Source organism: Actinoalloteichus hoggarensis, from assembly GCF_002234535.1.
Lineage (GTDB): Bacteria > Actinomycetota > Actinomycetes > Mycobacteriales > Pseudonocardiaceae > Actinoalloteichus_A > Actinoalloteichus_A hoggarensis.
The window spans coordinates 241,397-266,605 of the sequence record NZ_CP022521.1 but is presented as its reverse complement, the minus strand read 5'-3'; the positions used below and the strand labels follow the sequence as shown (position 1 = coordinate 266,605).

Annotated in this window: 24 protein-coding genes and 1 tRNA gene; 15 read left to right on the top strand and 10 right to left on the bottom strand. The window is 70.5% G+C overall.

Translation table 11 applies throughout. From position 1 onward, the window contains the following. Positions 1 to 93 precede the first annotated feature (93 nt). The 3 genes from AHOG_RS01210 (at position 94) to dnaN (ending at position 3,731) form a co-directional block, all read left to right on the top strand. The gene (locus AHOG_RS01210; protein WP_069845948.1) at positions 94 to 768 is read left to right on the top strand and encodes a Crp/Fnr family transcriptional regulator; all 675 of its coding nucleotides are present in this window, start codon (positions 94 to 96) and stop codon (positions 766 to 768) included. A 395-nt stretch (positions 769 to 1,163) separates the two neighbouring features. Next, positions 1,164 to 2,513, top strand: a complete 1,350-nt coding sequence (locus AHOG_RS01205) for an MFS transporter (RefSeq protein WP_093939717.1) — start codon at positions 1,164 to 1,166, stop codon at positions 2,511 to 2,513. Positions 2,514 to 2,615: 102 nt separating this feature from the next. Continuing rightward, on the top strand, positions 2,616 to 3,731 hold the full coding sequence (dnaN, locus tag AHOG_RS01200; protein ID WP_093939716.1) for a DNA polymerase III subunit beta: 1,116 nt from the start codon (positions 2,616 to 2,618) through the stop codon (positions 3,729 to 3,731). Between the two features lie 118 nt (positions 3,732 to 3,849). On the opposite strand, the gene AHOG_RS01195 is transcribed toward dnaN, so the two are convergent. Further along, a complete protein-coding gene (locus tag AHOG_RS01195; protein WP_245856502.1) occupies positions 3,850 to 4,659 on the bottom strand; it encodes an MBL fold metallo-hydrolase in 810 nt (269 codons plus the stop codon). Between the two features lie 8 nt (positions 4,660 to 4,667). Beyond that, positions 4,668 to 5,495: an NUDIX hydrolase gene (locus tag AHOG_RS01190; RefSeq protein WP_093944042.1), complete on the bottom strand. Its 828-nt coding sequence runs from the start codon at positions 5,493 to 5,495 to the stop codon at positions 4,668 to 4,670. Between the two features lie 74 nt (positions 5,496 to 5,569). On the opposite strand from AHOG_RS01190, the gene AHOG_RS01185 reads away from it, so the two are divergent. Together AHOG_RS01185 and AHOG_RS01180 are read left to right on the top strand one after the other, a co-directional pair. After that, positions 5,570 to 6,019 carry a hypothetical protein gene (locus tag AHOG_RS01185; protein ID WP_093939714.1) on the top strand — a complete coding sequence of 150 codons (450 nt, stop codon included), beginning with the start codon at positions 5,570 to 5,572 and terminating at the stop codon, positions 6,017 to 6,019. Positions 6,020 to 6,110: 91 nt separating this feature from the next. Then, positions 6,111 to 7,025: a Gfo/Idh/MocA family protein gene (locus tag AHOG_RS01180; RefSeq protein WP_093944041.1), complete on the top strand. Its 915-nt coding sequence runs from the start codon at positions 6,111 to 6,113 to the stop codon at positions 7,023 to 7,025. Positions 7,026 to 7,074: 49 nt separating this feature from the next. On the opposite strand, the gene AHOG_RS01175 is transcribed toward AHOG_RS01180, so the two are convergent. Genes AHOG_RS01175 through sp36 form a run of 4 tightly spaced genes read right to left on the bottom strand, consistent with a single transcriptional unit; the run spans position 7,075 to position 10,209 of the window. Further along, a complete protein-coding gene (locus tag AHOG_RS01175) occupies positions 7,075 to 8,883 on the bottom strand; it encodes a hypothetical protein (protein ID WP_093939713.1) in 1,809 nt (602 codons plus the stop codon). A 55-nt stretch (positions 8,884 to 8,938) separates the two neighbouring features. Beyond that, positions 8,939 to 9,553: a hypothetical protein gene (locus AHOG_RS01170; RefSeq protein WP_169725794.1), complete on the bottom strand. Its 615-nt coding sequence runs from the start codon at positions 9,551 to 9,553 to the stop codon at positions 8,939 to 8,941. A 19-nt stretch (positions 9,554 to 9,572) separates the two neighbouring features. Continuing rightward, positions 9,573 to 10,046 (bottom strand): RidA family protein, encoded by a 474-nt coding sequence (locus AHOG_RS01165; protein WP_093939712.1) that lies wholly within the window; start codon positions 10,044 to 10,046, stop codon positions 9,573 to 9,575. Between the two features lie 7 nt (positions 10,047 to 10,053). Next, positions 10,054 to 10,209, bottom strand: coding sequence for a Sp36 family protein (sp36, locus tag AHOG_RS01160; RefSeq protein WP_016696652.1), 156 nt, complete (start codon positions 10,207 to 10,209; stop codon positions 10,054 to 10,056). A 111-nt stretch (positions 10,210 to 10,320) separates the two neighbouring features. Here sp36 and AHOG_RS01155 point away from each other — a divergent pair, with 111 nt between their 5' ends. The 3 genes from AHOG_RS01155 to bagB all read left to right on the top strand — a co-directional run bounded on the left by AHOG_RS01155 (position 10,321) and on the right by bagB (position 12,857). Further along, the gene (locus tag AHOG_RS01155; protein WP_093939711.1) at positions 10,321 to 10,572 is read left to right on the top strand and encodes a hypothetical protein; all 252 of its coding nucleotides are present in this window, start codon (positions 10,321 to 10,323) and stop codon (positions 10,570 to 10,572) included. 105 nt (positions 10,573 to 10,677) lie between these two features. Continuing rightward, positions 10,678 to 11,682: an ATPase BagA gene (gene bagA / locus AHOG_RS01150; RefSeq protein WP_093939710.1), complete on the top strand. Its 1,005-nt coding sequence runs from the start codon at positions 10,678 to 10,680 to the stop codon at positions 11,680 to 11,682. 5 nt (positions 11,683 to 11,687) lie between these two features. Beyond that, on the top strand, positions 11,688 to 12,857 hold the full coding sequence (bagB, locus tag AHOG_RS01145; protein ID WP_093939709.1) for an ATPase BagB: 1,170 nt from the start codon (positions 11,688 to 11,690) through the stop codon (positions 12,855 to 12,857). A gap of 30 nt (positions 12,858 to 12,887) precedes the next feature. Here bagB and AHOG_RS01140 read toward each other — a convergent pair whose 3' ends face one another. Further along, a complete protein-coding gene (locus AHOG_RS01140) occupies positions 12,888 to 13,190 on the bottom strand; it encodes a WhiB family transcriptional regulator (RefSeq protein ID WP_093939708.1) in 303 nt (100 codons plus the stop codon). A 263-nt stretch (positions 13,191 to 13,453) separates the two neighbouring features. On the opposite strand from AHOG_RS01140, the gene AHOG_RS01135 reads away from it, so the two are divergent. Beyond that, complete coding sequence (locus AHOG_RS01135; RefSeq protein ID WP_157736568.1) at positions 13,454 to 16,015, top strand: penicillin-binding protein; 2,562 nt, start codon at positions 13,454 to 13,456, stop codon at positions 16,013 to 16,015. Between the two features lie 52 nt (positions 16,016 to 16,067). Here AHOG_RS01135 and AHOG_RS01130 read toward each other — a convergent pair whose 3' ends face one another. Beyond that, entirely contained in the window at positions 16,068 to 16,832 is a 765-nt protein-coding gene (locus tag AHOG_RS01130; protein WP_093939707.1) for an EI24 domain-containing protein, read from the bottom strand. A 499-nt stretch (positions 16,833 to 17,331) separates the two neighbouring features. After that, the gene (locus tag AHOG_RS01125) at positions 17,332 to 17,802 is read right to left on the bottom strand and encodes a GatB/YqeY domain-containing protein (RefSeq protein ID WP_093939706.1); all 471 of its coding nucleotides are present in this window, start codon (positions 17,800 to 17,802) and stop codon (positions 17,332 to 17,334) included. A gap of 162 nt (positions 17,803 to 17,964) precedes the next feature. Between AHOG_RS01125 and AHOG_RS01120 the strand changes: the two genes are divergently transcribed. Further along, a complete protein-coding gene (locus AHOG_RS01120; RefSeq protein WP_093939705.1) occupies positions 17,965 to 18,927 on the top strand; it encodes a metallophosphoesterase in 963 nt (320 codons plus the stop codon). A gap of 48 nt (positions 18,928 to 18,975) precedes the next feature. Beyond that, positions 18,976 to 19,052 (top strand) — tRNA-Pro (locus AHOG_RS01115). Positions 19,053 to 19,241: 189 nt separating this feature from the next. Here the strand turns inward: AHOG_RS01115 and AHOG_RS01110 are convergent. Next, complete coding sequence (locus AHOG_RS01110; RefSeq protein WP_093939704.1) at positions 19,242 to 19,757, bottom strand: hypothetical protein; 516 nt, start codon at positions 19,755 to 19,757, stop codon at positions 19,242 to 19,244. Positions 19,758 to 19,987: 230 nt separating this feature from the next. On the opposite strand from AHOG_RS01110, the gene AHOG_RS01105 reads away from it, so the two are divergent. The 4 genes from AHOG_RS01105 to AHOG_RS01090 all read left to right on the top strand — a co-directional run bounded on the left by AHOG_RS01105 (position 19,988) and on the right by AHOG_RS01090 (position 25,170). Beyond that, positions 19,988 to 21,064 (top strand): trypsin-like serine peptidase, encoded by a 1,077-nt coding sequence (locus AHOG_RS01105; protein WP_211290508.1) that lies wholly within the window; start codon positions 19,988 to 19,990, stop codon positions 21,062 to 21,064. Further along, the gene (locus tag AHOG_RS01100) at positions 21,064 to 21,498 is read left to right on the top strand and encodes a hypothetical protein (protein ID WP_093939703.1); all 435 of its coding nucleotides are present in this window, start codon (positions 21,064 to 21,066) and stop codon (positions 21,496 to 21,498) included. The genes AHOG_RS01105 and AHOG_RS01100 overlap by 1 nt, the downstream gene beginning before the upstream one ends. A 363-nt stretch (positions 21,499 to 21,861) precedes the next feature. Beyond that, complete coding sequence (locus AHOG_RS01095; protein ID WP_157736567.1) at positions 21,862 to 22,824, top strand: trypsin-like serine peptidase; 963 nt, start codon at positions 21,862 to 21,864, stop codon at positions 22,822 to 22,824. A gap of 459 nt (positions 22,825 to 23,283) precedes the next feature. Next, positions 23,284 to 25,170, top strand: coding sequence for a S9 family peptidase (locus tag AHOG_RS01090; RefSeq protein ID WP_376700115.1), 1,887 nt, complete (start codon positions 23,284 to 23,286; stop codon positions 25,168 to 25,170). Positions 25,171 to 25,209: the final 39 nt, after the last annotated feature.

Genomic DNA, 25,209 nt, shown 5'->3' with positions numbered 1-25,209 from the left:
GACTGCACGGAGCGATCGGCGGCACCAGACTGGCACTCGTAACGGAGAGTGTCCGTCTTGCGGTGACCGCCGCGTCTCGACAGGAGGGACGAGGTGGACGAGACCCTGGCCCGTGCGGGCATCTTCCAGGGTGTTGAGCCTGGAGCCGTGGAGGCTCTCACTCAGACGCTGGAGCCGGTGGAGTTCTCCCGTAGCCACGTCATCTTCACTGAGGGTGAGCCAGGCGACCGGCTTTACATCATCCAGTCCGGCAAGGTGAAGGTCGGCAGGAAATCGCCGGATGGCAGAGAGAACCTGCTTGCCATCATGGGTCCCTCAGACATGTTCGGAGAGTTGTCGATCTTCGATCCAGGTCCGAGGACGTCCACGGCGACCACCGTCACCGAGGTGCGGGCGCTGAGCATGGACCGGCCCGCGCTGCGGGAGTGGATCAGCAAGCGACCGGAGATCGCCGAGCAGTTGCTTCGTGTGCTGGCCAGAAGGCTGCGCAGGACCAACAACATGCTCGCCGACCTCATCTTCACGGACGTGCCGGGCCGGGTGGCCAAGGCGTTGCTGCAACTGGCACAGCGCTTCGGCAGCCAGGAGGCAGGACTGCTGCGGGTTACCCACGACCTGACCCAGGAGGAGATCGCCCAGTTCGTGGGCGCCTCACGGGAGACGGTGAACAAGGCCCTGGCCGACTTCGCGCACCGTGGGTGGCTGCGCCTGGAAGGCAAGAGCGTGTTGATCCTGGACCCGGAGCGGCTGGCTCGACGAGCACGGTAGGCGACGAGGGAGACCAGAGAAGAACAGAAGGACCGGGCGCCACCCCCGACGTGGCGCACCGGTCCTTCTGTTCTCTGGCGTAGCCCGTCCCCCGACGAGCCACGCTCCCCCACCCTCCGGCGACGGCCCCGATCCGTTTCGTCCGAAGGAAGGTCTCTGTGCGGAGAAGATCCTGCCGTAGTCGGGAGAGCGGACTCTCACCAGGGGCAGGATGTCTTCTTTCTCGGAAGACGTGAAGACTTGGTCAGACGTTGCGTCCGAAGAAGAAGAAAATCAAAGAGCGTTATCGATTCGAGACTTGAGCACGGCCGGGCCATCAGCCTACCGCTCTTCGTGACTGAACACACCTGGTTAATTACTGGTACGTTCGTACCATATTGCGGCAGACTGGGCCGGTGTCCGACGCAGCGTCCATCGCCGATTATCGCCGTGCCCTGACCACGCCCGGAGCCACCGGACCGGTGATCGCCGCCCTGTTCGGGCGGCTGCCGATCGCGATGGTGGGCATCTCGCTGCTGCTCTACACCCAGCATCAGACCGGCTCGTTCGCCACGGCGGGTCTCGTCTCCGGTGCCGCGTTGATCGGCGTGGCCATGGGGTCCGTCGCGCAGGGTCGGATCGTCGACCGCTTCGGCCCCACGCGCCCCCTCCTCGTCTTCTCGACCGTGTTCGCCGCCCTGGCCGCTCTGGAGGTGACCGCGATCGAGCTGCGGGCCCCGGTGCCGGTGCTCGTCGGCTGCGCCCTCGCGCTCGGTCTCAGCCAACCGCAGGTGGGCAGCGCCTCGCGGGCCCTCTGGCATCGGCTGCTGCCTGCCGGCCCCGTCCGCACCGCCGCGTACTCGTACGAGGCCATCAGCATGGAGGTCTTCTTCATCCTCGGGCCCGGCCTGGCAGGCCTTTTCGTCACCGCGCCATGGCCCGGCACCGGCCTGGTCATCGGCGCCGCGACGCAGTTCCTCGGTTCCGTCGCCTTCGCCATGACACGCACCGTGCGAGCCTGGGGAAGCCGGGAGACCGCGCCCGCGCAGAGCGGCGGCGTCCTCGGCGCGTTCGCCCGGCCTGCCATGCGGACCGTCGCGCTCGCCGCGTTCGGCTTCGGCCTCGTCGTCGGCTTCATCGAGGTCGCCGTCCCGGCCTCGGCGACCGCGGCGGGGCACCCCGGCGTCGGCGGACTGCTGCTGAGCCTCTGGTCGGTCAGCTCCGTCCTGTTCGGCGTGCTGTACGGCATGCGACCGTGGCCGCGCCCGATCTATCTCCGGCTGCCCGTACTGCTCGGGGGTTTCGCGCTGTTGAGCGCCCTGCTCGCCATCCCGACATCGCTGCTCGGGCTCGGCATGGCGATGGTCCTCGTCGGCACCCTCATCACGCCGCAGTCGACGACGCATTCGCTGGCGGTCGAGGCGGCCGCCCCACCCGGCGCCGCCGCGGAGGCGTTCGGCTGGGTCATCACCTCCGTCACCCTGGGCCTGGCGATCGGCCAGAGCGTCAGCGGCGGCCTCGTGGAGAGCGCGGGCCCGCGGGCCGCCTTCCTCTGGGCATCGGCGGCAGGCGTGTCGATCGCGCTGATGGTCTGGCTGCTTCGCCACACGGTCTCGGGCAGGCCGCCCGCACGGCGACGGACGTCATCGGCGGTGTCCTCGACGGCGATCGCTTCGACGGAGCCGGTGTCCTCGACGCCCGGCCCCCGGGCAGACCCCGACACGCCGGACGCCGACCCGTCCGCCTCCGCCGCGCGGTCCGGCTGAGGGGCGCCATCCGCCATCGCCCGTGCGGCCCGCTGCGGACCGGTTCGCACTCGGCCGCGCATCGGTCCGAGATCGTCGTACTCCCTGCCTAGTCTTCGCGGAATGGACCTGGACCTCACCGCGCCGACCGCCAGTCTGGCCTCCGCCGTCGCCGACGTGACCCGCCTGCTGCCCACCCGCGTGATCGAGCCGGTGCTGACCGGGATCGTGCTGCGCGGCGACGCCGACGGCGTCACGCTCTCCGGTACCGACCGCGAACGCGGCATCCGGCTCTGGGCGCCCGCGACGTGTCATGTCGACGGCGAGGTGCTCGTCCCGGCCAAGCCGCTGGCCGAGACCCTGCGCACGGTCGACACCCCGGAGATCCGCCTCGTGGTGGAAGGCTCACGGCTGGCGCTGCGCACCCCGCAGGCCAGGTTCGCCCTGCCGTTGTTGGAACTCGACGCCCATCCCGGCGTGCCCGCGCCGCCCGCCCGGCTCGGCGGCGTCTCGGGCGCGGCGTTGCGGGCGGCGCTCGCCCCGGTGGCCGCCGCCGCGTCCCGAGACGACGCGCTCCCGGTGTTCACCGGGGTTCGCATCGCCTCCGAGGGCGATCGGCTCGTCCTGATGGCCAGCGACCGGTTCCGACTGGCCACGGCTCGGCTGCCCTGGCGACCGGTCGACGAGACACCGCTCGACGTGCTGCTCCCCGCCGCCACGCTCACCGAGGTCCTGCGGCGGATCCCCGACGGCGCCGAGGTCGGCTTGCATGCCGACGAGGACCGCGCCGCCCTCACCTGGGAACGGTCCTGCCTGATCACGGCACTGCTCGCCACCGCGTTCCCGAGCACCGACCGACTGCTGTCGGTGCCCGCGGACACCACCGCATGGGTGGAGGCCGACGTGCTCGCGGGCGCCATCCGCCGCGCGCTGCCCTACACCGGTCCGCACGGCCTGATCAGCCTGGAGGTCGGCGACGCCGAGCTGCGGGTGCGCGGGGTGGACTCGCAGACCGGCGAGTCCGAGGAGATGGTGAAGGCCGCCGTCGACGGCGGCAGGCCGACCCGCCGTTTTCAGGCCCGTAATCTCGCGGACGGCCTCAAGGCCTTCGCGGGCGGACAGGTGCGGCTGGCCGTGCCCGACGCCGACCGTCGGGGCACGGTGCTCACCGGAGAGGCACGCCCCGACGAGGTCGAACTGACCTATCTCGTCGCACCGTCCCGAGGCGGCGGGCACTGACCGGCTCCATGACGGGTCCCGGACCGCCGACGTCCGACCTCGGCTCGCCGTGGCCGCCGGGGCACCACGGCGGTGCTGTCGTCGGAGACGGCGGTCCGGCCGAGCGCGGGCTTTTCGATCAGCCCTGTTCTCGCAGATAGACGAGCTGGGCCGCCACCGACCACTCGGCCGCGGCCCACAGGCTCCGATCGACGTCCGAGTAGACGAGCTCGACGACCTGTCCCGCCGTGGCGTCCGGCCCGAGCCGGGCCAGTGCGGCGCGGACCTGGCCGAGTCGTCGGAGGCGGTGGTCCAGATAGGCCGAGGCGACGGCGCTGACGTCCGGCTGCTCCGGGCCGTGGCCCGGCAGCACAGCCGTACCCGCGGGCAGGGCGATGAGCCTGCGCAACGAGTCGAGGTAGTCGGCGAGGCGGCCGTCCGGATGCGCCACGACGGTGGTGCCCCGGCCCAGGACCGTGTCCCCGGTGAGCACCGAGTCGTCACCCTCGATGAGCAGACAGCGCGAGTCGGAGGTGTGTCCCGGAGTCGCCAGCACGCGGAGCCGAAGGCCTGCGGCCGTCAGCAGTCGCCCGTCGTCGAGATCGGTCTCCAGCCCGTCGGGCGCGAAGCGCAGGGCCGGATCGGCGGCATACAACGGAGCGGCCACGCGCCGGGCGAACCGCAACGCTCCCCCGGCGTGGTCGGCATGCCGATGAGTGAGCACCACGGCGGCCACCGGCCCGACGGCCGCGAGGCCGTCGAGATGCTCGTCGTCGTCGGGACCGGGGTCGACCACGATGCAGTCCACGGCTCCCGACGCCCGCAGCACCCAGCTGTTGGTGCCCGCCAACGTCATCGGGGACGGATTGCGGGCCAGCAGCACGGCTGCGGCAGCCGTGACCTGTCGCAGCACCCCGTAGGCGGGAATCTCGCCGTCCGCTCCGTCCATGGGGACGCTCATCTCGACGCCGCCCCGGCCGAGGGCGGATCGGCGACCGCGGGCGTGTCCCCGTAGTCGGGGTCGCCCGGCATCAGCAGCCGCAGCACGGCACCCTCCCTGATGATCTTCGGCACGATGCGGTCCACGGTCCGCTCGGCGGCGAAGGCCGCCGCGACGGAGTCACACTCGGCCAGCTCCGCGAGGACGAACCACGTCGGCGGCAGCAGAGCGATCTCTCCCGCCTCCCAAGCGGCCAACGCATCCGATGGACGCTGCCAGCCGCCGAGGTCCGCCTCGGACGTCGCCCAGTCGGCCCGCTGCCCGGCAGGCAGCGCGGCGAGCAGGAACCGCGTGTCGTAACGACGGGGCTCGACCACCGGGGTGACCCAGTTGGCCCACGGCCGGAGCAGGTCGGCACGCAGCACCAGGCGTTCCTCCGCGAGGAACTCGGCGAGCGAACGGTCCCGACTCTCCAGCCCGGCGCGCTGCTCCGCGTACCTCGCGGTGTCGGCGACCACCCGATCGGCGTCCGTTCCGGCCAGCAGCACCCCCGTCTCCTCGAAGGTCTCCCGGACCGCGGCGCAGACCACCGCCCTGGCGAGCTCCGGTGAACAGCCGAACCGCCGCGCCCACCAGGCGGGAGCCGGCCCCGCCCAGGCCACCGACACGTCGGAGTCCCTCGGGTCCACCCGGCCCCCGGGGAAGACGCTCATCCCGGCTGCGAAGGCCATCGTGGTGACGCGCCGAAGCAGGAACACCTCCACTCCAGCCCGCCCGTCCCGCAGCAGGACCACCGTCGCGGCGTCCTTCGGCCGCGCGGGCGGCGACGGCACGATCTCGGGCATGAGCTCGGCGGGAAGGAAGAAGTCCTTGGGCAGTCGGGGCACTCCGCCACTCTAGGACCCTCCATCATGAGCAGGTGAGCGAACAGATCGAGGAGATCGCGACGCCCGTGGCGAGGCCGGGAGTCCGGGGATGTCTCGGCCGCATCGCCCTGGTGGTCGCGGGCAGCGTGCTCGGCACGATCCTCACCGTCCTGCTCGGCCTCGCGATCCTGCTGCCGTGGCGCAGTCAGAACGTCGAACTGGTCGTCGTGGACCTCGGAGTCCGGCCCGACGAGGACGCCGGTTCGGCGCAGGCCATGCCGACGGTCGAGCTGCGCACCGCACGCAGCCTGGTCAGCGCCACCAGCACCGTGTGGATCGGTGAGAGGCTCGGCGATCGAGGCTTCTACGGTCTGGCCATCCCGGTACCGGGCTCGGTGGCGGAGGACCTGCGGGCCGAGCGGACGGAGACGGGACTGCGGCTGCGGGACGACGACGGCTTCGAGATCCTCGTTCCCGCCGCCTGGTGGGAAGGCGGCCGGTGACCAGCGGACGCCCGCGTCTCGGGAAAGCCTGACCGGCCTGGGCTCGGTCCGTGCCCTGCCCGCCGAGGCGGTGGACCGGCAGGATGACGGTGTGGAAGCACACGAGAACACGGCGGATCGGCAGCTCCGGGTCGGCCTGATCGGCGCAGGTCCCTGGGCGAGGGCGATCCACGCTCCCGGCATCGCCGATCACCCCGGCACCCGACTGACCTCGGTCTGGGCTCGCAGACCGTCGGCGGCCGCCGAGATCGCGGGCCCGTACTGCGCCGAGGTCGCCGACGATCCTGCCTCGTTGTTCGGCTCCGTCGACGCGGTGGCCTTCGCGGTCCCGCCGGACGTGCAGGCCGAACTGGCGACGAGCGCGGCCCGACGCGGCAGACATCTCATCCTCGAGAAGCCGCTGGCCCTGTCCCTCGCCGACGCCCAACGGCTCGCCGACACCGCCGCGGACAACGACGTCGTCACCCTCGTACTGCTGACCAGGCGCTTCGCCTCGGACGTCCGATCCTGGCTTGGTGAGATCGCGGAGCTTCCCGGCTGGCAGGGCGGCTCCGTCCGCTGGATCTCCGGCGGCCTGCTGAAGGGTCCGTTCGCCGGCTCGCCGTGGCGGCATGCCGAGGACGGCGGGCTCTTCGACGTCGGCCCGCATGCCGTGGACCTGATCGATGCGGCGCTCGGCCCCGTCACCGACGTCGTCGCCGCGCATCGGACGCCGTCCGGCGTGTGGCAGCTCGTCCTCGACCACCAGGGCGGCGCGAGCAGCACCGTGACCATGTCGATGCACACGCCGGTGCGCCCGTCGGTCAACGAGCTCACGGTGTTCGGCGAGCAGGGCCACCGCGAATTCCGAGGCACCGCCGTGGAGCCGTCCGACAGCTATACCGCGCTGCTCGACGACTTCGTCGCGATGGTGCACAGCGGCCTGCGCGATCACCCCTGCGACGTGCGCAGGGGCCTTCATCTGCAGCGCGTCCTGGCGTCGGCGCGGGAAGTCGCCCGCACCTGACACCGCCGCGACGGTCGCCCGAGAGCGGAGCCGCCGCGTTCCCCTGGCGTCAGTTGGGAGCCTGGAAGGGCGGGTAGCCGTTGTTCTGTCGGTGCGGCCCGCCCGCGGCCGCCGTGTGCGAGACGCCGTCCATACCGGTGATCCGGGTGATCGGGCCGGTCTGCTCGACGTTGCTCACGGCGTGCCTGCGGCCGGAGGACGTCGATCCGCCGTGCGCGGCGGAGGGCTCCTCGGCGGAACCGACCTGCTCACGCTGTGCGAGCTCCTCGTGCAGCTTGCGCAGCAGGTCGCGTTCCTTCTCTGTCAGCTTGGAGTCCGCGCTGCCGTCGGCCTCCGTCCCGCCGTCGGACTTCGTGCCGCCTGCCGTGGACTCGGAGTCGTCGGCCGGTTCGGCCGCGCCCGTGGTCCACGAGTACGTGCCGGCGGAGTCGCTGCCGTCCTCGGGTTCGGCGGTGGAATCGGCGAGGTCCACGACCGACCCCGAGTCGACCGTCGCGGAGTCGGGGGCGTCCCGCCGCGTCGCCGTCTCGGCGACGGAGAAGGTGCGAGTGGGCTCGTCCGCCGACGCGCCCGCGGCTTCGTCGACGAGTTCCGGGCCGTTGTCCGGCGTCACGATCGACGGCTGCCGTCGAGCCCACGACGACCTGCGAGAGCGAGTCTCGACCACGGGCTCGGCGCCGTCGAGTCCGTCGAGTTCGGCATCGGCGACGGTAGCGGTGTCCGGCCTCGGCAGTTGTACGACGTCGGCGACCACCTCAGGCGTCTCGTCGACCTCGGTCGCGATGTCGGCCGTTGCGACATCGGCGGCGGCGACATCGGCGGCGGCCGGCGCGGCATCGTAGACGGGCTTCAGGGGAGCGGAGGCCTCGGTGTGTTCCTCGGCCGCGAAGTCAGGTCTCGGTGCGGTCCTCGGCATCCAGGACGGTCGATCGGCACCACCGCCGTCATCATCGGATGCCTCGGCACCGCCGTCGGAGCTGCGCGCGGAGCGCCCCGACTCCCGCGGCGACTCCATGACCTGGTCCGCCGTGGCAGCGGACCGGGTGACGGACCGCCGCGAAGACCAGTCGGTGCCGCGCGATCCTGAGCCGGAACGCCAGTGCGAGTCGCCGGTACCGCGACCGGCAGGCTCCGCGTCCACCTGCGATACGGGCGAGACGGCGGGTTCGGCGGCCGCGTAGCTCCTCGGCGATGCGGCCGCGGACGGGCCCGGTCCGACGGCGGGCGTGGGCAGCGGCACCTCGACCGCGGCCGACAACGCCTGGGCGTGATAGTCCGAGAGTCCGCTTCCCTCGCGCCAGGTGTCGACGATCGCCGACACCCCGAGGTCCGACAACTCCTGGCTCAGCAGGAACGCCAGCGCGTGCGGGAAACCGGAGCGTCCGACCTCGGCCAGCACGACTCGCTGCGTCCCGCCCGCGGGAGTGGGTCCGGCCGGGGTGAGCCGGGAGACGCAGCGCACCCAGTTCAGGGCGGGCAGTCTGCCCGCGAGCCGAGAGAGGACTTCGGTCAGCTCGGCGACCGGCTCGGACTCGGCGGTGAACCGGTGCGCGATCGTCGGAAGCTGCTCCATGAGGTTCAGCCGTGCGGCCAACGCGGGAGGAGACCGGACCTCGACCAGCAGTGCGGACAGCTCGTCGCGCTCCGAGATGGTCACGGGCACCGCGCCCGCCACCAGACAGCCGGTGAGGAAGTCGGTCGCACGATCGAACTCGCCCAACGCGAGCAGCTCGCGAGCACGCACCAGGGCGTCGTCGTCGATGCGCCCCGCCATCGCGAGTAACAGGTCGTGGATGCGGCTCGACACGTCCAGCGCCTGGCCGCCGAGCCCCTCCCTGTTCAGCGAGGTGTCAGCCATGCCGGATCTCTCCTTCCGCCCCGCCGGACTACGACGGGTATTCAGCGTGAGCTGCTCAAGCGTGCGTCAGACGCGCCGGTCCGGTGAGGACCACCTCGGAATCGGCCCAGGCGGCCCGGTGGTACGAGGGCAGCCGCTGCTCCGGCAGCGCCACCTCCACACAGGGGTCGTGCTCGCCGAGTGCCCGCAGCACCCGCTGCAGTTCGGCGGTCAGCCGGACGTGCTCGGCGGCCGCGCTGACCAGCAGCACGCGACGAGGATCGTCCGATGGTTCTCCGGTCAGCCGCCACGTCGAGCGCACCTCGCCGATGCTGGCCCGACCCCGCAGCACCGCGCCGAGCACGACGGCGGCCGAGTCGCCCGCGTTCGCGCCCGACGGCGTGACCGAGGTGAAACGGAATCTGGTCCGCGGTTCGGATTCGAGAGAGAGCACGCCTGCCAGCAGGGCGGGCGAGGCGCCGGCGGGCACCAGCGCCTCGGTCAGCAACCGGTGTTCCTCGACGGTCAGACCGATCCGGTCGTGCAACAGGGTCCGGGGCAGGGCACGGGCGATCACCGCCTCGGCACCGCCGTCCAACCAGTCCCGGTATCGCCAGAGCTCGTCGTCGTCCAGTCTGCCCGCCAACCGGAACAGCAGCTCATGGCACAGCGTCTGGGGCGTCCCCACCACCGGGTTTCTCCGTTCAGGTTCAGGCGACTTCGACGACGATCTCGACCTCGACCGGGGCGCCCAACGGCAGTTCGGCCACCCCGACCGCCGATCTCGCGTGCCCGCCGGTCTCGGGGAACACCTCACCGAACAGCTCTGAGGCGCCGTTGATCACCGCGGGTTGTCCGGTGAAGCCCTCGGCCGAGGCGACGAAGCCGACGACCTTGACGACTCGGACGATCGAATCGAGGCCCACCAGCGCGTGCACCGCCGCCAGCGCGTTGAGGCCGCAGGTCCTGGCATAGGCCTTGGCCTCCTCGGGACTGACCTCGGCGCCGACCTTGCCCGACGCCTGAAGCGCACCGTCCACCATCGGCAGTTGACCGGAGGTGTAGACGTGCGAACCGGAGCGCACCGCGGGCACGTAGGCCGCGACGGGCGCCGCGACGGGCGGCAGCTCGATGCCGAGTTCGGCCAGTCGTGCCGTCCAGGACGGTCGATCCTGCTCGGTCACCCGACCATCACCCCTTCGGTCGCTTGAGGTAGGCGACGAGCTGCTCACCGGTCGGGCCGGGCAGAACGGTCACCAGCTCCCAGCCGTCCTCGCCCCACTGATCAAGAATCTGCTTGGTCGCATGGATCAGGAGCGGGACCGTGGCGTACTCCCACTTTGTCATTGACGGAGGGTATCTGTTGATCCGGCTTCGCGGTGCCATCCCCACGAATGGGTGTATCGACACGGCCGTTCGGACGTACTGCGGCGTCTCGCATCCCGCTAGCGTTGAGGGGTGGAGACGTGGCGGATCATCGCGACCGTGCTCATGGTGGTCGGGGGCATGGTCTTAGTGCTCGTGGCCATGGCGCAGGCGCGGGATCGACGAGGCAGCACCCAGGTCGACGTGCTGCGAGCAGGCGGAATCTCCCTCGCCCTCCTCGCGGTCTGCGTCGCGCTGGTCGCCACCGTCCTCCCGCCCACCTTCGCCTGGGGACTCGTCGCGGCCACCGCGATCGCCGTGACGGTGATCACGCTCGCCGAGTAGTCGCTGCCCGATCGACGGCGCGGGCGGCCCCGCGGCCGAGACACGCGACGGGGAAACGGACACACACGTTCCCGACACACCGCTCGACCCCCTTAGGCTGACCGCGTGAGGGCGTCGACCGCCGGATGGACGGAGCAGCTTGCCCGGGCCCGACTGCATGTGGTCACCGGCAAGGGGGGCACGGGCAAGACGACGATGGCCGCTGCCCTCGCGCTCGCGCTGGCCGACCGCGGCAGGCGGGTGCTGCTCGTGGAGGTCGAGGACCGACAGGGCATCGCCGGCGTCTTCGGGACGCCGCCGCTGCCCTACTCCGAAGAGCACCTCGCGACCGGCCCGGGCGGCGGTGAGGTGCTCGCGTTGGCCATCGACGCAGAGGCCGCGCTGTTGGAGTACCTCACGATGTTCTACAACCTGGGATTCGCCGGTCGGACACTGCGCAGGATGGGCGCCGTCGAGTTCGCCACCACCCTGGCCCCCGGCCTCCGCGACGTGCTGCTCACCGGGAAGATCAAGGAATGCGTGCGTCGGATCGACGAGCGCGGACGCCACGTCTACGACACGGTGGTGGTGGACGCGCCGCCGACCGGGCGAGTGGTCAAGTTCCTCGACGTCACCCGCGCGATGGCGGACCTGGCGAAGGTCGGTCCGATCCGGAGCCAGAGCGACGGCGTGGTGCGGCTGCTGCACTCGGGCGACACCGCGGTGCACCTGGTGAGCCTGTTGGAGGAGCTTCCCGTGCGCGAGACCCTGGAGGCGGTGGCGGAACTCGACGCCGCGGACCTGCGCCCCGGTGCGGTCCTGGTCAACCGGGTACGTCCGGCTCACCTGCCCGCCAGGTCTGTCACCGCGGCGGCGGGCGGGCGGGTCGATCCGGCCAGGGTGCGCGCCGGGCTCGAGTCCGCCGGTCTGGAACTGGACGAGGCGACCATCGAGGACCTCGTCACGGAGACGATCGAGCACGCGATCGGCGTGCGGTCCGCGGCCAGGGCCCGGGACAGGCTGGAACAGCCGGACCTCCCGACGCTGGAGCTGCCCGAGTACACCGACGGCATCAATCGGACGACGCTGTTCGAACTGGCCGGGGCGCTACGAGACCAGGGAGTCCGGTGACACCGATGCCGGATGCGTCATCAGGCGGGCAACGCCGCCGACCACCGGAGCTGGCCGTCGACTCCCTGATCGACGACCCGGACACGACCGTACTGGTCTGCTGCGGTTCCGGCGGAGTCGGCAAGACCACGACCGCCGCCGCGCTGGCACTGCGCGCGGCCGATCGGGGACGCCGGACGGTGGTGTTGACCATCGATCCGGCACGCAGGCTGGCCCAGTCACTCGGGCTGAAGGAGTTGTCGAACCAGCCGAGGCAGGTGCGGGTCCCGGGTCTCGAACTCCGGGGCGAACTGCACGCCATGATGCTGGACATGCGGCGCACCTTCGACGACATGGTGCTCGCGCACGCGGGTCGGGAGCGGGCCGACGCCATCCTGACCAACCCGTTCTATCAGACGATCTCCACGTCCTTCTCCGGCACTCAGGAGTACATGGCGATGGAGAAGCTCGGACAGCTCACTCAGGACGGCTCCTGGGATCTGATCATCGTCGACACGCCGCCGAGCCGGTCCGCACTGGACTTCCTGGATGCTCCACAACGGCTGTCCACGGTGCTGGACGGCAAACTGATCCGGCTGCTCTCCGCGCCCGCCCGGGCGGGTGGACGCGGCCTCCGTCGTCTGGTCGGCGCCGGGTTCTCCCTGTTCAGCAAGGCCGTCTCCACCGTCGTCGGCGGCCAGCTCCTGGCCGACGCCTCCGCGTTCGTCCAGGCGTTCGACAGCATGTTCGGCGGGTTTCGCGAACGTGCCGAACACACCTATCGCACGCTGCGCTCGCCGGGAACGGCCTTCCTGGTGATCGCCACGCCCGAACCCGACGCGCTGCGGGAGGCCTCCTACTTCGTGGACCGGCTCGCGGGAGAGCAGATGCCGCTGGCCGGGCTGGTGATCAATCGAACGCATCCCGTCATCGCGGGCCTGTCCTCGGCGGCCTCGCTGTCGGCCGCCGAGGATCTGGCGGGGCGGAACAGCAGCCCGCTGGCCGAAGCCGTGCTCCGGCTGCACGCGGACCGCGTGGCGCTGGCCGAGCGTGAGCTGCGGCTGCTGTCCCGCTTCACCAGGTCACATCCCGAGGTGGCCGTCGTCGGCGTCCCCGCGCTGCCCGACGACGTACACGATCTCGCCGGCCTCCAGGAGATCGGCGAACGCCTGGCCTCGGCCGGGTCATCGAACTGACGTCCCGATGACGTCCGGCTTGAGGCGGGCCTACGAGACCTGGTATTCCTCCATGTCGGAATGATTCCGTCGTGCTTCCTGAAGCAGCTCCGCCCACGAGAGGACGTCGGGACGACGCCGGAGCAGCGCACGCCGCTCGCGTTCCGTCATCCCACCCCAGACACCGAACTCGATCCGGTTATCCAGCGCCTCGGCCAGACATTCGGTACGAACCGGGCAGCCGAGGCAGACCAACTTGGCCTTCCGCTGCTCCGCTCCACGCACGAACAACTGGTCCGGGTCCTCGTCGCGGCACGCCGCCTTGATCCGCCAGTCCCCCTGGTCGAACATCATGTCCCCCAGCTCCTGCCGTCTTCCGACTCTTTAGGGCACCCCCCGGCACCCGCTGTGAGCAACGTTCCACATCAGTGTCACGTTCTGCGTTTCCCTGTCGTGAGACGTTGACGGACTGTAGAGCCCGTCGGTTCCATCTAAATCACCGGGTACCTCAACAATTACTCAAGGTAACGCAGAGTGGCACCCTTAGTCATCTATTCGGGTAGGATCTGCTCGTTGGTCCATTAGCACACCGGCCGTTCGCCAGTACTGTTGGGTCCGTGCACCTCAGGAACCGGCTTCTCAAGCTCCTCGGCTTCTGCGCGCTGGCAGGCGTGCTGACGGCAGGAGTGCTGTTTCCCGTGGCAGGCGGCCTGGGCATGGTGTCCAATCAGGCCAGCAACACGGTGGACAGCATCTCAGCCGACCTGGTGTCCACCGATCCGCCGCTGCTGACCACGATCACCGATTCCGACGGCGCCGAGATCGCGTACCTCTTCGATCAGTACCGCGTCATCGTCGAACCGCACGAGATCGCCGACACGATGAAGGCCGCGATCGTGGCAGTGGAAGACCAGCGCTTCTACGACCACGAAGGGGTCGACTGGCGCGGGACGATCCGAGCGGCCATCACGAATCAGATGGAGGGATCGATCGCCCAGGGCGGCTCGACTCTCACGCAGCAGTACGTGAAGAACTATCTCGTCCACGTCGTGGCCAACGGCAATCCGGCGCAGCAGGCGAAGTCGCAGGAGCAGACGCCCGCCCGCAAGCTGCGGGAGATCCGGGTCGCACTCCAGCTCGAACAGAACCTGGACAAGGAGGAGATCCTCGCCGGTTATCTGAACGTCGTACCGTTCGGCAACCAGACCTACGGGATCGCCGCCGCGGCACAGACGTACTTCAACACCACCGCCGACAAGCTCACCGTCGCCCAGTCCGCGATGCTCGCGGGCATCGTGAACAGCCCCGGCGCGCTCAACCCCGGCAGCGCCCCCGAGGAGGCACTCGTCCGGCGCAACGTCGTTATCGAGCTGATGGCCTCCCAGGGCCGGATCACGCCGGAGGCGAAGGAGGAGGCGCTGGCCGAGCCGCTCGGGCTGGCCGAGCCCCTGGGCAGACCGCCGAACGACTGTGTGGGCGCAGGCCCCAACGACGGCTTCTTCTGCGAGTACGTCCTGGACTACCTCCAGCGGGCGGGCTTCTCGAAGGACCAGCTCAGGCGAGGCGGCTACACCATCCGCACGACGCTGGACCAGGCCGCCAACGACGCGGCCAAGGAGTCCGCGATGCAGGAGGTCCCCAAGGACACCCCCGGCATCGCCAACGTCATGGCGATCGTGGAGCCCGGCACCGAGCACCACAAGGTCCGCGCGCTGGTGGCCAACCGCGACTACGGGCTGGACCTGGAAGAGGGCCAGACCATGTACGCGCTGCCCAGCGACATGACCAAGTTCGGCGCGGGGTCGATCTACAAGGTGTTCACCACGGCCGCCGCCCTGGAGATGGGCATGGGCATCTACAACGAGGTGGAGGCTCCGCAGACCTACACCGCGATGACCTACATCAACAACGGCGACGGATACACCGTCTCCAACTACGGCGAGAACGGCTATCCCGCCACGATGACCCTGCAGGACGCGCTGGCGCAGTCCCCCAACACGTCCTTCGTGATGCTGCAGGAGCGCGTCGGCCTGGATGCGACGGTCGACATGGCGGAGCGGCTCGGCATGCGCGAGGGCATGGCGGGCGTCAATCACCGAGGCGACCCGGTCGATCTGGACGCCGAGACCGAAGACCGCAACATGCAGCAGGGCGAGTTCCTCAAGAAGCACAACATGGGCGCCTTCACCCTCGGCTTCACCCCGACCAGCGTGCTGGAACTGGCCAACGTGTCCGCCACGATCGTCAGCGGCGGCGTGTGGTGCCCGCCGTCTCCGATCGAAGAGGTCTTGGATCGCTCAGGAAACCCGGTTCCGATCACTGAGGCGCCCTGCGAGCAGGTCGTCGACGAGAAGCTGGCCGACGGCCTGTTCCACGGCCTCTCCAAGGACCACACCGACGGCACCGCCACCGCGGCCGCCGCCGCCGCCGACTGGACCCGGCCGATGATGGGCAAGACCGGCACGGCGCAGGACTACTACTCGGCGGGCTTCATCGGCGCCACCCCGCAGATGGCGGGCGCCGTCCTCACGTTCAACGACGGCCGAGAGATCCAAGGAATCTGCGACGGCGAGCCGCCGCGACTGTGCGGGGGCGGCGGGAACATCTTCGGCGGTCGTGTCCCGGCCCGAACCTGGTTCTCGGCGATGACGCCGGTCCACGAGTCGCTGCCGGTCGCCGAACTCCCCGAACTCGACCCGAGGTACGCCGACGGCGGCGGGGACCTGCACGCCCCCGACGTGGTCGGCATGAACTCCGGCGAGGCCAGGAAGGTGCTGGAGGACGCGGACTTCTCGGTCTCCGAACAGTCGGTCGACGCCGAGGAGCCCGAGGGCACCGTGGTCAGCCAGTCTCCCCAGGGCTTCGCGATGCCGGGCGACACCATCACCATCTCGGTCAGCACCGGACGCCCGTCGGAGTCGTCCGACGCACCGCCGTCGCAGAGCGGCGCACCGACCACGCCGCCCCCGGTCCCCAGTCCGCCGGTTCCACCCCCGCCGACGGACGGCGGCGGGCAGCCGCCGACCCCGCCACCGAGCGCACCTCCCCCCGCCCCGCCGCCCACGCAGCCGCCGCGGCCACCGCAGCCGCCGCCCCCGGAGGGCCCGCCGCCGGGCGAGCCGCCGCCCGATGTCACCCCACCAGGTGACCGGCCTCCGGTGCAGGAACCAGACGGGTGACGATGACGGCGTCGAAGGCGTGCGCCGGACCGCCGCCGCCTGTGGCCTCGGCTCAGGCGGCGGCGGTCTCCTCGTCCAGCAGGGTGCGGGCGAGGACCGTCCCGCCCGCCAGCGCCGCGGGCGTCGCGATCAGAGCCGCGAAGGGAACCAGCATCAGCAGGTAGTTCGGCAGGGCGAATCCGAGGGCGAGCATCCGCCGCCGCCGCAGCCTCCGTCGGCAGTCGACCAGGCCGATCCCGCGTCGCCCCATCGGCAGCGAGGTGATCTCCAGGGCCAGCAGCCACGATCCCACCAGGATCGCGAGCAGCGGCACGAGCAGACCCAGGATCGGGATGAAGCCGAGTGCCATCAGCACGACCGCCCAGATCAGCGAGCGGAACAGCATGCGGACGGCATCCCCGAGTCCCGCGAGCACCGAGCGGAACCAGCCGGTCTGCGCCTCCTCGACGACCCCGCCGCCCAGCTGCTCGTCGATCTCCTCGGAGATGGACTCGTAGACAGGCCCGCCGACCAGCAGCGTCACGGTGAGGAACACGGCCTGACCCGCCGCGATGACGGCGGCGAAGAACACGATGCCGACGGTGATTCTGGTCAACGACCGCAGCGGTTCCGCCCAGCCGTCGGCGAAGGGCGTCAGCCAGGCGGTGATGTCTCCGCTGAAGACCACGAGCGTGATCAGCAGGCCGAGATAGAGCAGCGACGTCAGCAGGGCAGGCACGGCGCCCCGAAGCAGATGACGACGTGAGCTGAAGAGGAGCGCGTAGCCGCGGCCTGCGATGCCCAGGCCGGTGAACGCGTCTCGCATGGGGCGGATCACGCGCGGAAGACTATGTCAGTGATCGTCTGATGCGTATCAAGCCGACCGCTTCTCGACGGAACGCTCGGTGTCCGGCGCGGCTGTCGAGCGGGGGCGCCATGCCCACGCTCGCCCGCGCCTCCGATCTCGCCGGTTCGCCGTGCGGACGCGGAACGCGCCGAGGCACGAGGCGGCCGTCATCACGGCGGCGGACGGGCTGGACCGCCGCAGGCTTGGACGCCGCGTAGGCCGATCCACTTCAGGACCGCACGACCGCACGACCGCACGGTGATCGACGCAGTTTGGTCACTCCGCCGCCGGGCAGACGGCGTGCGGCCGCGGCGGACGTAGAAGGAGCCCCACCGCAGGCCATGACTCCGGCCGGGGCGATGCTCGGCGAACCCCCGTCGGAGAGACGCGGCATGAATCGCGCGGTGCGGCGTGCGAGGTGCGAAGGCCGCGACAGCGCCGCGACCGGGACCGAGGCCGCGTCGGCCGCGGGCCTCGGACCCGTAGGAGCTCAGCCCTGGAGCAGCGCGCGTACCGCCGCGGCCACCCGGCCGCCGTCGGCCCGGCCCGCGGACCTGGCGGTGGCGATCTTCATGACCTGCCCCATCTGACGCTGGCCTGGACGCTCGCCGAGCGTCTCGGTGACCTCGGCCACCGCCTGCTCCGCGATGGCCGCGAGTTCGGCGTCGTCGAGCTGCGCGGGCAGGTAGCGACGCAGTACGTCGCCTTCGGCGCGCTCGGCCTCGGCCTGCTCGGGGCGGCCCGCGGCGGCGAAGGCCTCAGCCGCCTCGTCGCGCTTCTTGGCCTCCTTGGCCAGTACCTTGAGCACCTCATCGTCGGTGAGCTCTCGCGCGCTCTTCCCCGAGACCTCCTCGGTGCTCACCGCGGCGAGCGCCATCCGCAGGGTGGACACCACGAGGGCTTCCCGTGCCTTCATCGCGGTGACGAGCTCCGCCCTCAGTCGTGCTTTCAGCTCTGTCATGGTGGTGAACCTATCGGTCGGGGCCTCGCGTTGCTCACGAGTCACGGCCGAGCGGGACCGTGGAGCGGCAGGCGACCCGCCGAGACGACCCGGCGGTCGGCTTCGGCTCGACGCGGTGCCGGGATTCGGCGTCGCCCTGTCGGGCCTTCTAGGCTGAGCGGGATGAACACCATCGGCCGCACCCTGATCGGGACCGCCGCGCTCGGCGTCGCCGCCCTCGGCTATGCCGTCGGCATCGAACGGACGGCGTGGGCGCTTCGGCACGCGACGCTGCCGGTCCTGTCCCCCGGCGCACGACCGCTTCGTGTCCTGCACATCTCCGACCTGCACATGATGCCGAACCAGCGGTCGAAGCAGCGGTGGGTGGCCGCGCTCGACGAACTGGAACCGGATCTCGTCGTCAACACCGGCGACAATCTGGCGCATCAGGCGGCGGTGCCCTCGGTGCTGCGTGCGCTGGGACCGTTGTTGGATCGACGCGGCGTCTTCGTCTTCGGCAGCAACGACTACTACGCCCCGAAGCCGAAGAATCCCGCGCGCTACCTGCTGCCCGCACGCACGGCCAAGCGCATTCACGGCGTGCCGTTGCCGTGGCGCGATCTGCGGGCCGCGCTCTCCGAACGCGGCTGGCTCGACCTGACGCACCGGCGGCGCACCTTCAGCGTGCAGAGCAACACGATCGTGGCCGCCGGAGTGGACGATCCGCACCTCCGGCGGGACCGGTACGCCGACATCGCGGGCATACCCGACCCGAAGGCCAGGCTGCGGCTGGGCGTGACGCACTCCCCGGAACCACACGTGCTGGACGCCTTCGCCGCCGACGGCTACGACCTGGTGCTGGCCGGCCACACCCACGGCGGTCAGCTGCGAGTCCCCGGCTACGGCGCGCTGGTCACCAACTGTGGGATCGATCGTTCGCGCGCCAGGGGGGTCTCCCGGTGGGGGGCGCACACCTGGCTGAACGTCTCCGCAGGTCTGGGCACGTCGCCGTACGCGCCCGTGCGTTTCGCGTGCCGGCCGGAAGCCAGTCTGCTGACGCTGGTGCCCAGGGAGTCCGAAGGCAGGCCGAGCGCCCGCGCAAGCCAGGTACCAGCCGGTTTCGGAAGTGGGCAGGACATCAGCTAGACTATGTCTCGTCGCACGATGACCCCCTGGGGAGAATCGCGTGGCGGGCGGGGTGTGGCGCAGTTTGGTAGCGTGCTTCGTTCGGGACGAAGAGGTCGCAGGTTCAAATCCTGTCACCCCGACCAGCCGAAAGGCCCAGGTCACAGACTCGCGGTGCGGGTCCGAGACCTGGGCCTTTCGCATGTCCGCTGTCCGGTAGTCAGCAGGGAGTTCGCGGACCCGTGCAGGCAGGTCGGCAGGACCGTCGCCCGGATCACCAGCGCGCCGAGAAGTCGAGGCGCCGGCGTCGGTGCGCCTGGTGTCGACGTCGAGCGTCAACCACGTCGGAAGTAGGCGTTCGCCGACGGCAGGAACATCGCGATCACGGCGGCGGGCACGGCGAGCAGGTGGACCAGCCGCACCACGGCGAAGAGGCCGCCCAGCGGTCCCGCGGTGCCGAATGCCGCGGCCACCGACGCTCCCGAGGCGAGGTCTCCGATCGGGTCGGCGACCATCGTGAGGAGCCCGACGCCGCCGAGCAGGACGGCCAGGCAGACACGTGCCCAGTTCCAGGCGTCCCGCATGAGCAGTGCCAACGCGACGAACACGACTGTGACGACGACCCGCAGGCCCGCGGCGGCGAGGATCGCCCCGACGGTCATCGCTCCCTCCGGGCCGATCAGTTCGCCTGTGATGCCGAGCATGGTCTCGAGCACACCCGTCGTCAACGCCAGCAGCCACAACGAGAATGCCGCCCGCACCGAGGCGGGGCGGCCCGAGGATCGGGTGCGAGTCCGCCCGACGTCCGCGGCCTGCGTGGCCGCCGACTGGACGGTGTGCCGGCTGATCATGCTGTGGTCCTTCCGCGGTGGTCTCCGTCGACGATCAGCCTGCGACGACTCCGGCCCGCTGTCAGTGGGGCCTGCCACCCCTCGCTCCGGGGCCGAGCCACCCGTTCGGGGCGGGTCCTGCCTGCCCGACCGCCCCGACGGCCGAGCCCGACGGTCCTTCCGCGCGCATCCCGGCCGACCATTCGTTCACCGAATCCGGCCGTCGAACGACGGGATGACGCGGTCCGGCCTTGTCGACAGCAACGGAGATCGATATCCTGATCATCGGCACAGGGGGACTTCTCTCGAATTCCGTTTCGATTCAGATGCTGTGCCGATCACTGCCGAGTATTGGGGGATACCTGGCTATGCAGACACTGCCTCGCGCGGCCTCGATGTTCTTATGCGCCGCCCTGACCATCACACTGACCTCAGGTACGAGCACTGCCTTCGCGTCCTCGCGATCCGATTTCCACGAACCGACGTTCGAGACGGCTCGTCCGGTCGGGCAGGACTTCGACGGGCGAATCCTGAGTCCCTTCGACGTGCCGACGCGACCCGCACCCGACGGCGTGAACCGCTCGTTCTTCGCCGGGACGGGCGGACCGGGCGATGTCGGATCGAGCGTCGTCGATGACGTCGCCCCGCCGGAGACGACCTTTGGCGACGGCGAGCCATTATCGATCTTCGAGCCCGATCAGCGCTCGCGGGCGGGCGTGACCACGACCTTCCCCAGCCGGGCCGTCGTCCACACCACGGCGACCGGCCGGGGCGGGTGCAGCGGCTTCCTGGTCTCCGCCGACACCGTTCTGACCGCAGGTCACTGCCTCCATCCGGGCGGGACAGGCAGCGCCGCCGACTTCTACACCAACGTGCGGGTGGCTCCCGGCCGCAACGGCAGCACACTCCCGTACGGCAGCTGCGGACGCACCACGATGTGGACCGACCAGACCTGGATCGACAGCAGCAACACGAATCAGGACTGGGGCGTCATCAAGTTGGACTGCGCGGTCGGGAACACCACCGGCTGGTTCGGGTTCCGCTGGCAGTCGGCCTCCTACGACGGCACCCACATCACCATTCGAGGATATCCAGGCGACAAGCAGGCAGGCACCATGTGGTTTCACGGCGGCCCGATTCGGCAATCCCTCGGCAACAAACTCCATTACACGGTGGACACGGTCGGCGGGCAGAGCGGATCACCGGTCTACAATGACGATCTCAGTGCGATCGCCATTCACTCCAACGGCCGAACACCGCAGGTCGACTACAACAAGGGAACCCGCATCACTCAGAGTCTGTTCGAGTTCATCGACGGGGTGCGCTGATGGCGCCCCGGCCGCGCCGCGGGCTCGCGGGCGCCGTCCTCGCGCTGCTCGCCGGGGGGTTCCTGGCGGCATGCGGCTCCGGGTCCGACGCGCGGCCGGTGTCCGACGCCGACGCCGACGCGGGCTCAGGGACCCGCACCAGCGCGACCTTCGCGGGCCGGGTGGAGACGGTGAGCGGCGAGGCGGTCCCGGGGTGCCTGATCACTCCCGAGTCGGTGGACGGCGCCGTCGAGATCCCGGAGCTGGCCGTCTTCTCCGACGCGGACGGCGCCTTCGCCTGGACGCTGCCCTCGGGGACCTACACCTTCTCCACCACGTGCGACTCCGAGGCGCATCCGGATGCCTCCGCCGACCATGACTCGCTGAGCGGCACGAGCGACGCGGTTCGTGCCGAGAAGGCCGAGACGGCCTCGGTGACCATCGTCGTCGCGTAAGCGGCGAGCGGGTGACCGACCGGCGGCCGGCGAGCGAACACGGCGCCCGCCGGCCGCGCGGGTGTGTCGGTGTCTGCCGAGACGCGGTCGCCAAGCGAATCATGGCACTCACCCGGTGCTTCGACCGGAGCAGGCGTCCCGGCGGCCGTGTTCGAGTCGTACGTGGTGCGCACCACGGATGACGGATTTCGCCCTATTCAGACACCCGGCCGTATCCGGCATTCGCCTCAGCGCGTTTCGGACGGCGCCGAAAGCCTGATTATCAGTGATCAACTGGCTGATATTCTTCTACGGTTCTCGGCGGGCGGATCAGGCTTGCCGGGAAGACCGTGCATGCCGATGAGGCACTGGGGGATCACTGGAATGCAGATCAAGACGAGAACCGTGGCCGCACTGTTGTGCATGGCCGTCATTCCCACACTGACCGTGACGACGACCGCGCAGGCCGATGAGGCCTCCGGTATCGCCACCGAGTACACCGAGTACACCGAGGCCCAGCCGATCGGTCAAGACGTCGACGGACCCGCCGACGAGTTCTTCCTGCCCACGAGCATCGCCTCGTCGGGCGTGACCTCGACGGAGGGGTTCCACGGCACCGGCGACATCGCCGACGCGGGGCCGAACGTCTCCTTCGATCCTGTGCCGACAGGCGACCCCGTCTGGCAGCCGTCGTCGGTGTTCGGAACCGATCAGCGCACTCGCGTCAACGGGACCACGGCGTTCCCGAACCGCAGCTTCGCCAGGGTCAGCTCCAGCGGAGGAACCTGTAGCGGTTTCCTCTTCGGACCCGACCTCGTCGTGACCGCAGGCCACTGCATCCACCCGGGTGGGACCGGCCGGGGGACGGCGTTCTACAGCAACGTCCGAGTGTCACCCGGCCAGAACGGAACCTCGTACCCCTACGGGACCTGCTCGGCCACGCAGCTGTGGACGGACGTCGCCTGGACGGAGTCGGCCGACCCGAGGCAGGACTGGGGAGCCATCCGGCTGAACTGCAAGATCGGGAACACCACCGGTTGGATCGGAATGCGGTGGCAGACGGGCTCTTTCAACGACCAGTACGCCAACGTTCGTGGTTATCCCGCCGAGAAGCGGCCCGTGAACACCATGTGGACGCATGGCGAGCCGATTCGCCAGACCGCCGGAAACCAGCTCTTCTACACCATCGACACCAGTGGTGGCCAGAGCGGATCTCCGGTCTTCATCGTCGATTCGGGGAGTCAGCTCGCGATCGCGATTCACGCCTATGGGACGAGCAACGTCGCTTACAACAAGGGGACTCGAATCACCAGGGGTCTCTTCGACTTCCTGATCAGTCTGCAGTAGCGGCCTGTCAGCCCGGTTCGCGTCGGGTCGAGTGACGACACGCGGCCCGCGGCCCCGGCGATCACCTCGCCGGGGCCGTTCAGGACGGCCCGACGGCTCTGACGCCGTCCTCCCAGCGATCCCGTGCCCGCGCGCGGGAACGAGCGTGGCCGACCGCCGCCCGACGGTGGCTCACCGAATACAGCCGAGTGATCTTCGATGGTGGCCGAAGGCCTGATCGTCATCGGGCCGGGCCGGCGGCCTGTTCGCCGGGCTGGTGCGCCAAAAAGGCTCGGTTCGCGGGCCGAGCCCGGTCCGCCGGACCGAGCAGGCTCGCGGTCCTGCGGGCGATGTCGGGGAGGCGGGGCACGGCCGTCTCCGCCGCTGCCGCCCGGCTTCTCGCGCCGAGTCGCACCACGCCCGCCCGAACCGGCGGTGCGGGCCGGCGCCGAAGACGCCCTCGCGTCCGGCAGTATCGGCGTGGTGAGCATCCACCCCCACGCCGAGATTCCCGATCAGCTCTTCACCGACCCCGAGGCCGAGGCCCGATGGCGCGCCAGATTCACCTCGGCGCGCAATTCGACGCCGGACTGGGCCCGACTGGCGCCCGATCGAAACCTGTACGTGTCCAACATCAGTGGTGTCTGGGAGGTCTACGCCTGGGACCGCGCCACCGACACCCATCGGCAGGTGACCGACCGTCCTAACGGGACGAGTCATGCCACGTTGAGCCCCGACGGCGAGACGATCTGGTGGTTCGCAGACACCGACGGCGACGAGTTCGGCCAGTGGATGGTCGAGCCCTTCGGCGGTCGGGCGCCCGGCGAAGAGCCGCAGCAGGCCCTGCCGGGGGTGCACGACGGCTACCCGGCGGGCCTGGAGATCGGCAGCGACCTGGTCGCCTCCGCCACGGCGACCGACGACGGCACGACGATCTGGGTGAACCGAGGCGTTCAGGGCGAGCGCGGCGGCGCGACCATCGTCTACCAGAGTGAGCACGACGCCGGTGCCGCGGCACTGTCCTACGACGAGACGCTGCTGGCGATCTCGCATTCCGAGCACGGCGACTCCCGGCATCCCGCACTGCGTGTGCTGCGCCTCGGCGACGGTTCGCGCGAGGAGGACAACACGGTGGTGGCCGAGAAGTGGGACGGTGAGGGCAAGGGACTCGACGCGATCGTGTTCCCGCCGATCGCGGGCGATCAGCGGCTGCTGGTGTCACACGAGCGTCGCGGCAGGCCCGAACTGCTGATCTGGGACCTCGCCACCGACACCGAGACGGAGCTGCATCTCGATCTGCCCGGCGAGCTGTCGGCGGACTGGTACCCGGACGGCCGCTCGCTGCTCATCTCGCACCAGTACCGGGCACGCGGCGAGCTGTACCGCTACGACCTCGCCGAGGGGACGCTGACCCGGTTGAACACCCGACCGGGCACGGTCGGCTCGGCCGCCGTCCGTCCGGACGGCACCGTGGAGTACGGGTGGTCCAGTTCGCACTCGCCGTCCGTGGTGCGCGCCCTGTTCACCGACGGCACGGACCAGGTCGTCCTGACGCCGCCCGGGGAGCCCGCACCGCCGTCGGTGGCACTGACCGACGCGTTCGTGCCCGGCCCCGGCGGTGAGATCCACGCCCTGGTGACCCGCCCCGCCGATGCACCCGACGGGCCGCTGCCCACGCTGTTCAGCCTGCACGGCGGGCCGCACGCGGAGGACGAGGACCGGTTCTCGGCGCACCGGGCGCTCTGGGTCGACGCGGGTTTCGTGGTGGTGCACGTCAACTATCGAGGCTCGACCGGGTACGGGTCCCAGTGGCGCGACGCCATCGAGGGCAGGCCCGGCCTCACCGAGCTGGAGGACGTCGCCGCGGTCCACGACTGGGCGGTGCGCACGGGGCTGGCCGATCCGGCGAAGTGCGTGGTGGAGGGCGGCTCCTGGGGCGGCTACCTCACGCTGCTCGCGCTGGGCACGCAACCGGAGCGCTGGGCGGCGGGTGTCGCGGCGGTTCCGGTCGCCGACTACCTGGCGGCCTACGAGGACGAGATGGAACCGCTGCGTGCCTTCGACCGCGCGCTGTTCGGCGGGTCGCCCGCCGAGGTGCCCGATCGGTACCGGGAGTGCTCGCCGCTGACCTATGTGGACGAGGTGCGCGCCCCGGTGCTGGTGCTCGCGGGTGAGAACGATCCGCGCTGCCCGATCCGGCAGATCGACAACTACCTGGATCGACTGGCGGAGCGCGGCGTGGGCTATGAGGTGTACCGCTTCGACGCGGGGCACGGGTCGCTGGTCATCTCGGAGTCGCTGCGGCAGCGGGTCGCCGAGGTGCACTTCGCCCGGCGGGCACTGGGGCTGGCCTCCCCGGTCGTCTGAGACGCGTCGCGGTGGCGGAAGGCCGCCTCGCCCCGTCCG

Coding starts and splice junctions, on each gene's coding strand:
- dnaN (WP_093939716.1), top strand. CDS start 2,616: ATGGACCTGGACCTCACCGCGCCGACCGCCAGTCTGGCCTCCGCCGTC.
- AHOG_RS01195 (WP_245856502.1), bottom strand. CDS start 4,659: ATGGACGGAGCGGACGGCGAGATTCCCGCCTACGGGGTGCTGCGACAG.
- AHOG_RS01190 (WP_093944042.1), bottom strand. CDS start 5,495: ATGCCCGAGATCGTGCCGTCGCCGCCCGCGCGGCCGAAGGACGCCGCG.
- AHOG_RS01175 (WP_093939713.1), bottom strand. CDS start 8,883: ATGGCTGACACCTCGCTGAACAGGGAGGGGCTCGGCGGCCAGGCGCTG.
- sp36 (WP_016696652.1), bottom strand. CDS start 10,209: ATGACAAAGTGGGAGTACGCCACGGTCCCGCTCCTGATCCATGCGACC.
- bagB (WP_093939709.1), top strand. CDS start 11,688: ATGCCGGATGCGTCATCAGGCGGGCAACGCCGCCGACCACCGGAGCTG.
- AHOG_RS01140 (WP_093939708.1), bottom strand. CDS start 13,190: ATGATGTTCGACCAGGGGGACTGGCGGATCAAGGCGGCGTGCCGCGAC.
- AHOG_RS01125 (WP_093939706.1), bottom strand. CDS start 17,802: ATGACAGAGCTGAAAGCACGACTGAGGGCGGAGCTCGTCACCGCGATG.
- AHOG_RS01120 (WP_093939705.1), top strand. CDS start 17,965: ATGAACACCATCGGCCGCACCCTGATCGGGACCGCCGCGCTCGGCGTC.
- AHOG_RS01110 (WP_093939704.1), bottom strand. CDS start 19,757: ATGATCAGCCGGCACACCGTCCAGTCGGCGGCCACGCAGGCCGCGGAC.
- AHOG_RS01100 (WP_093939703.1), top strand. CDS start 21,064: ATGGCGCCCCGGCCGCGCCGCGGGCTCGCGGGCGCCGTCCTCGCGCTG.
- AHOG_RS01095 (WP_157736567.1), top strand. CDS start 21,862: ATGCAGATCAAGACGAGAACCGTGGCCGCACTGTTGTGCATGGCCGTC.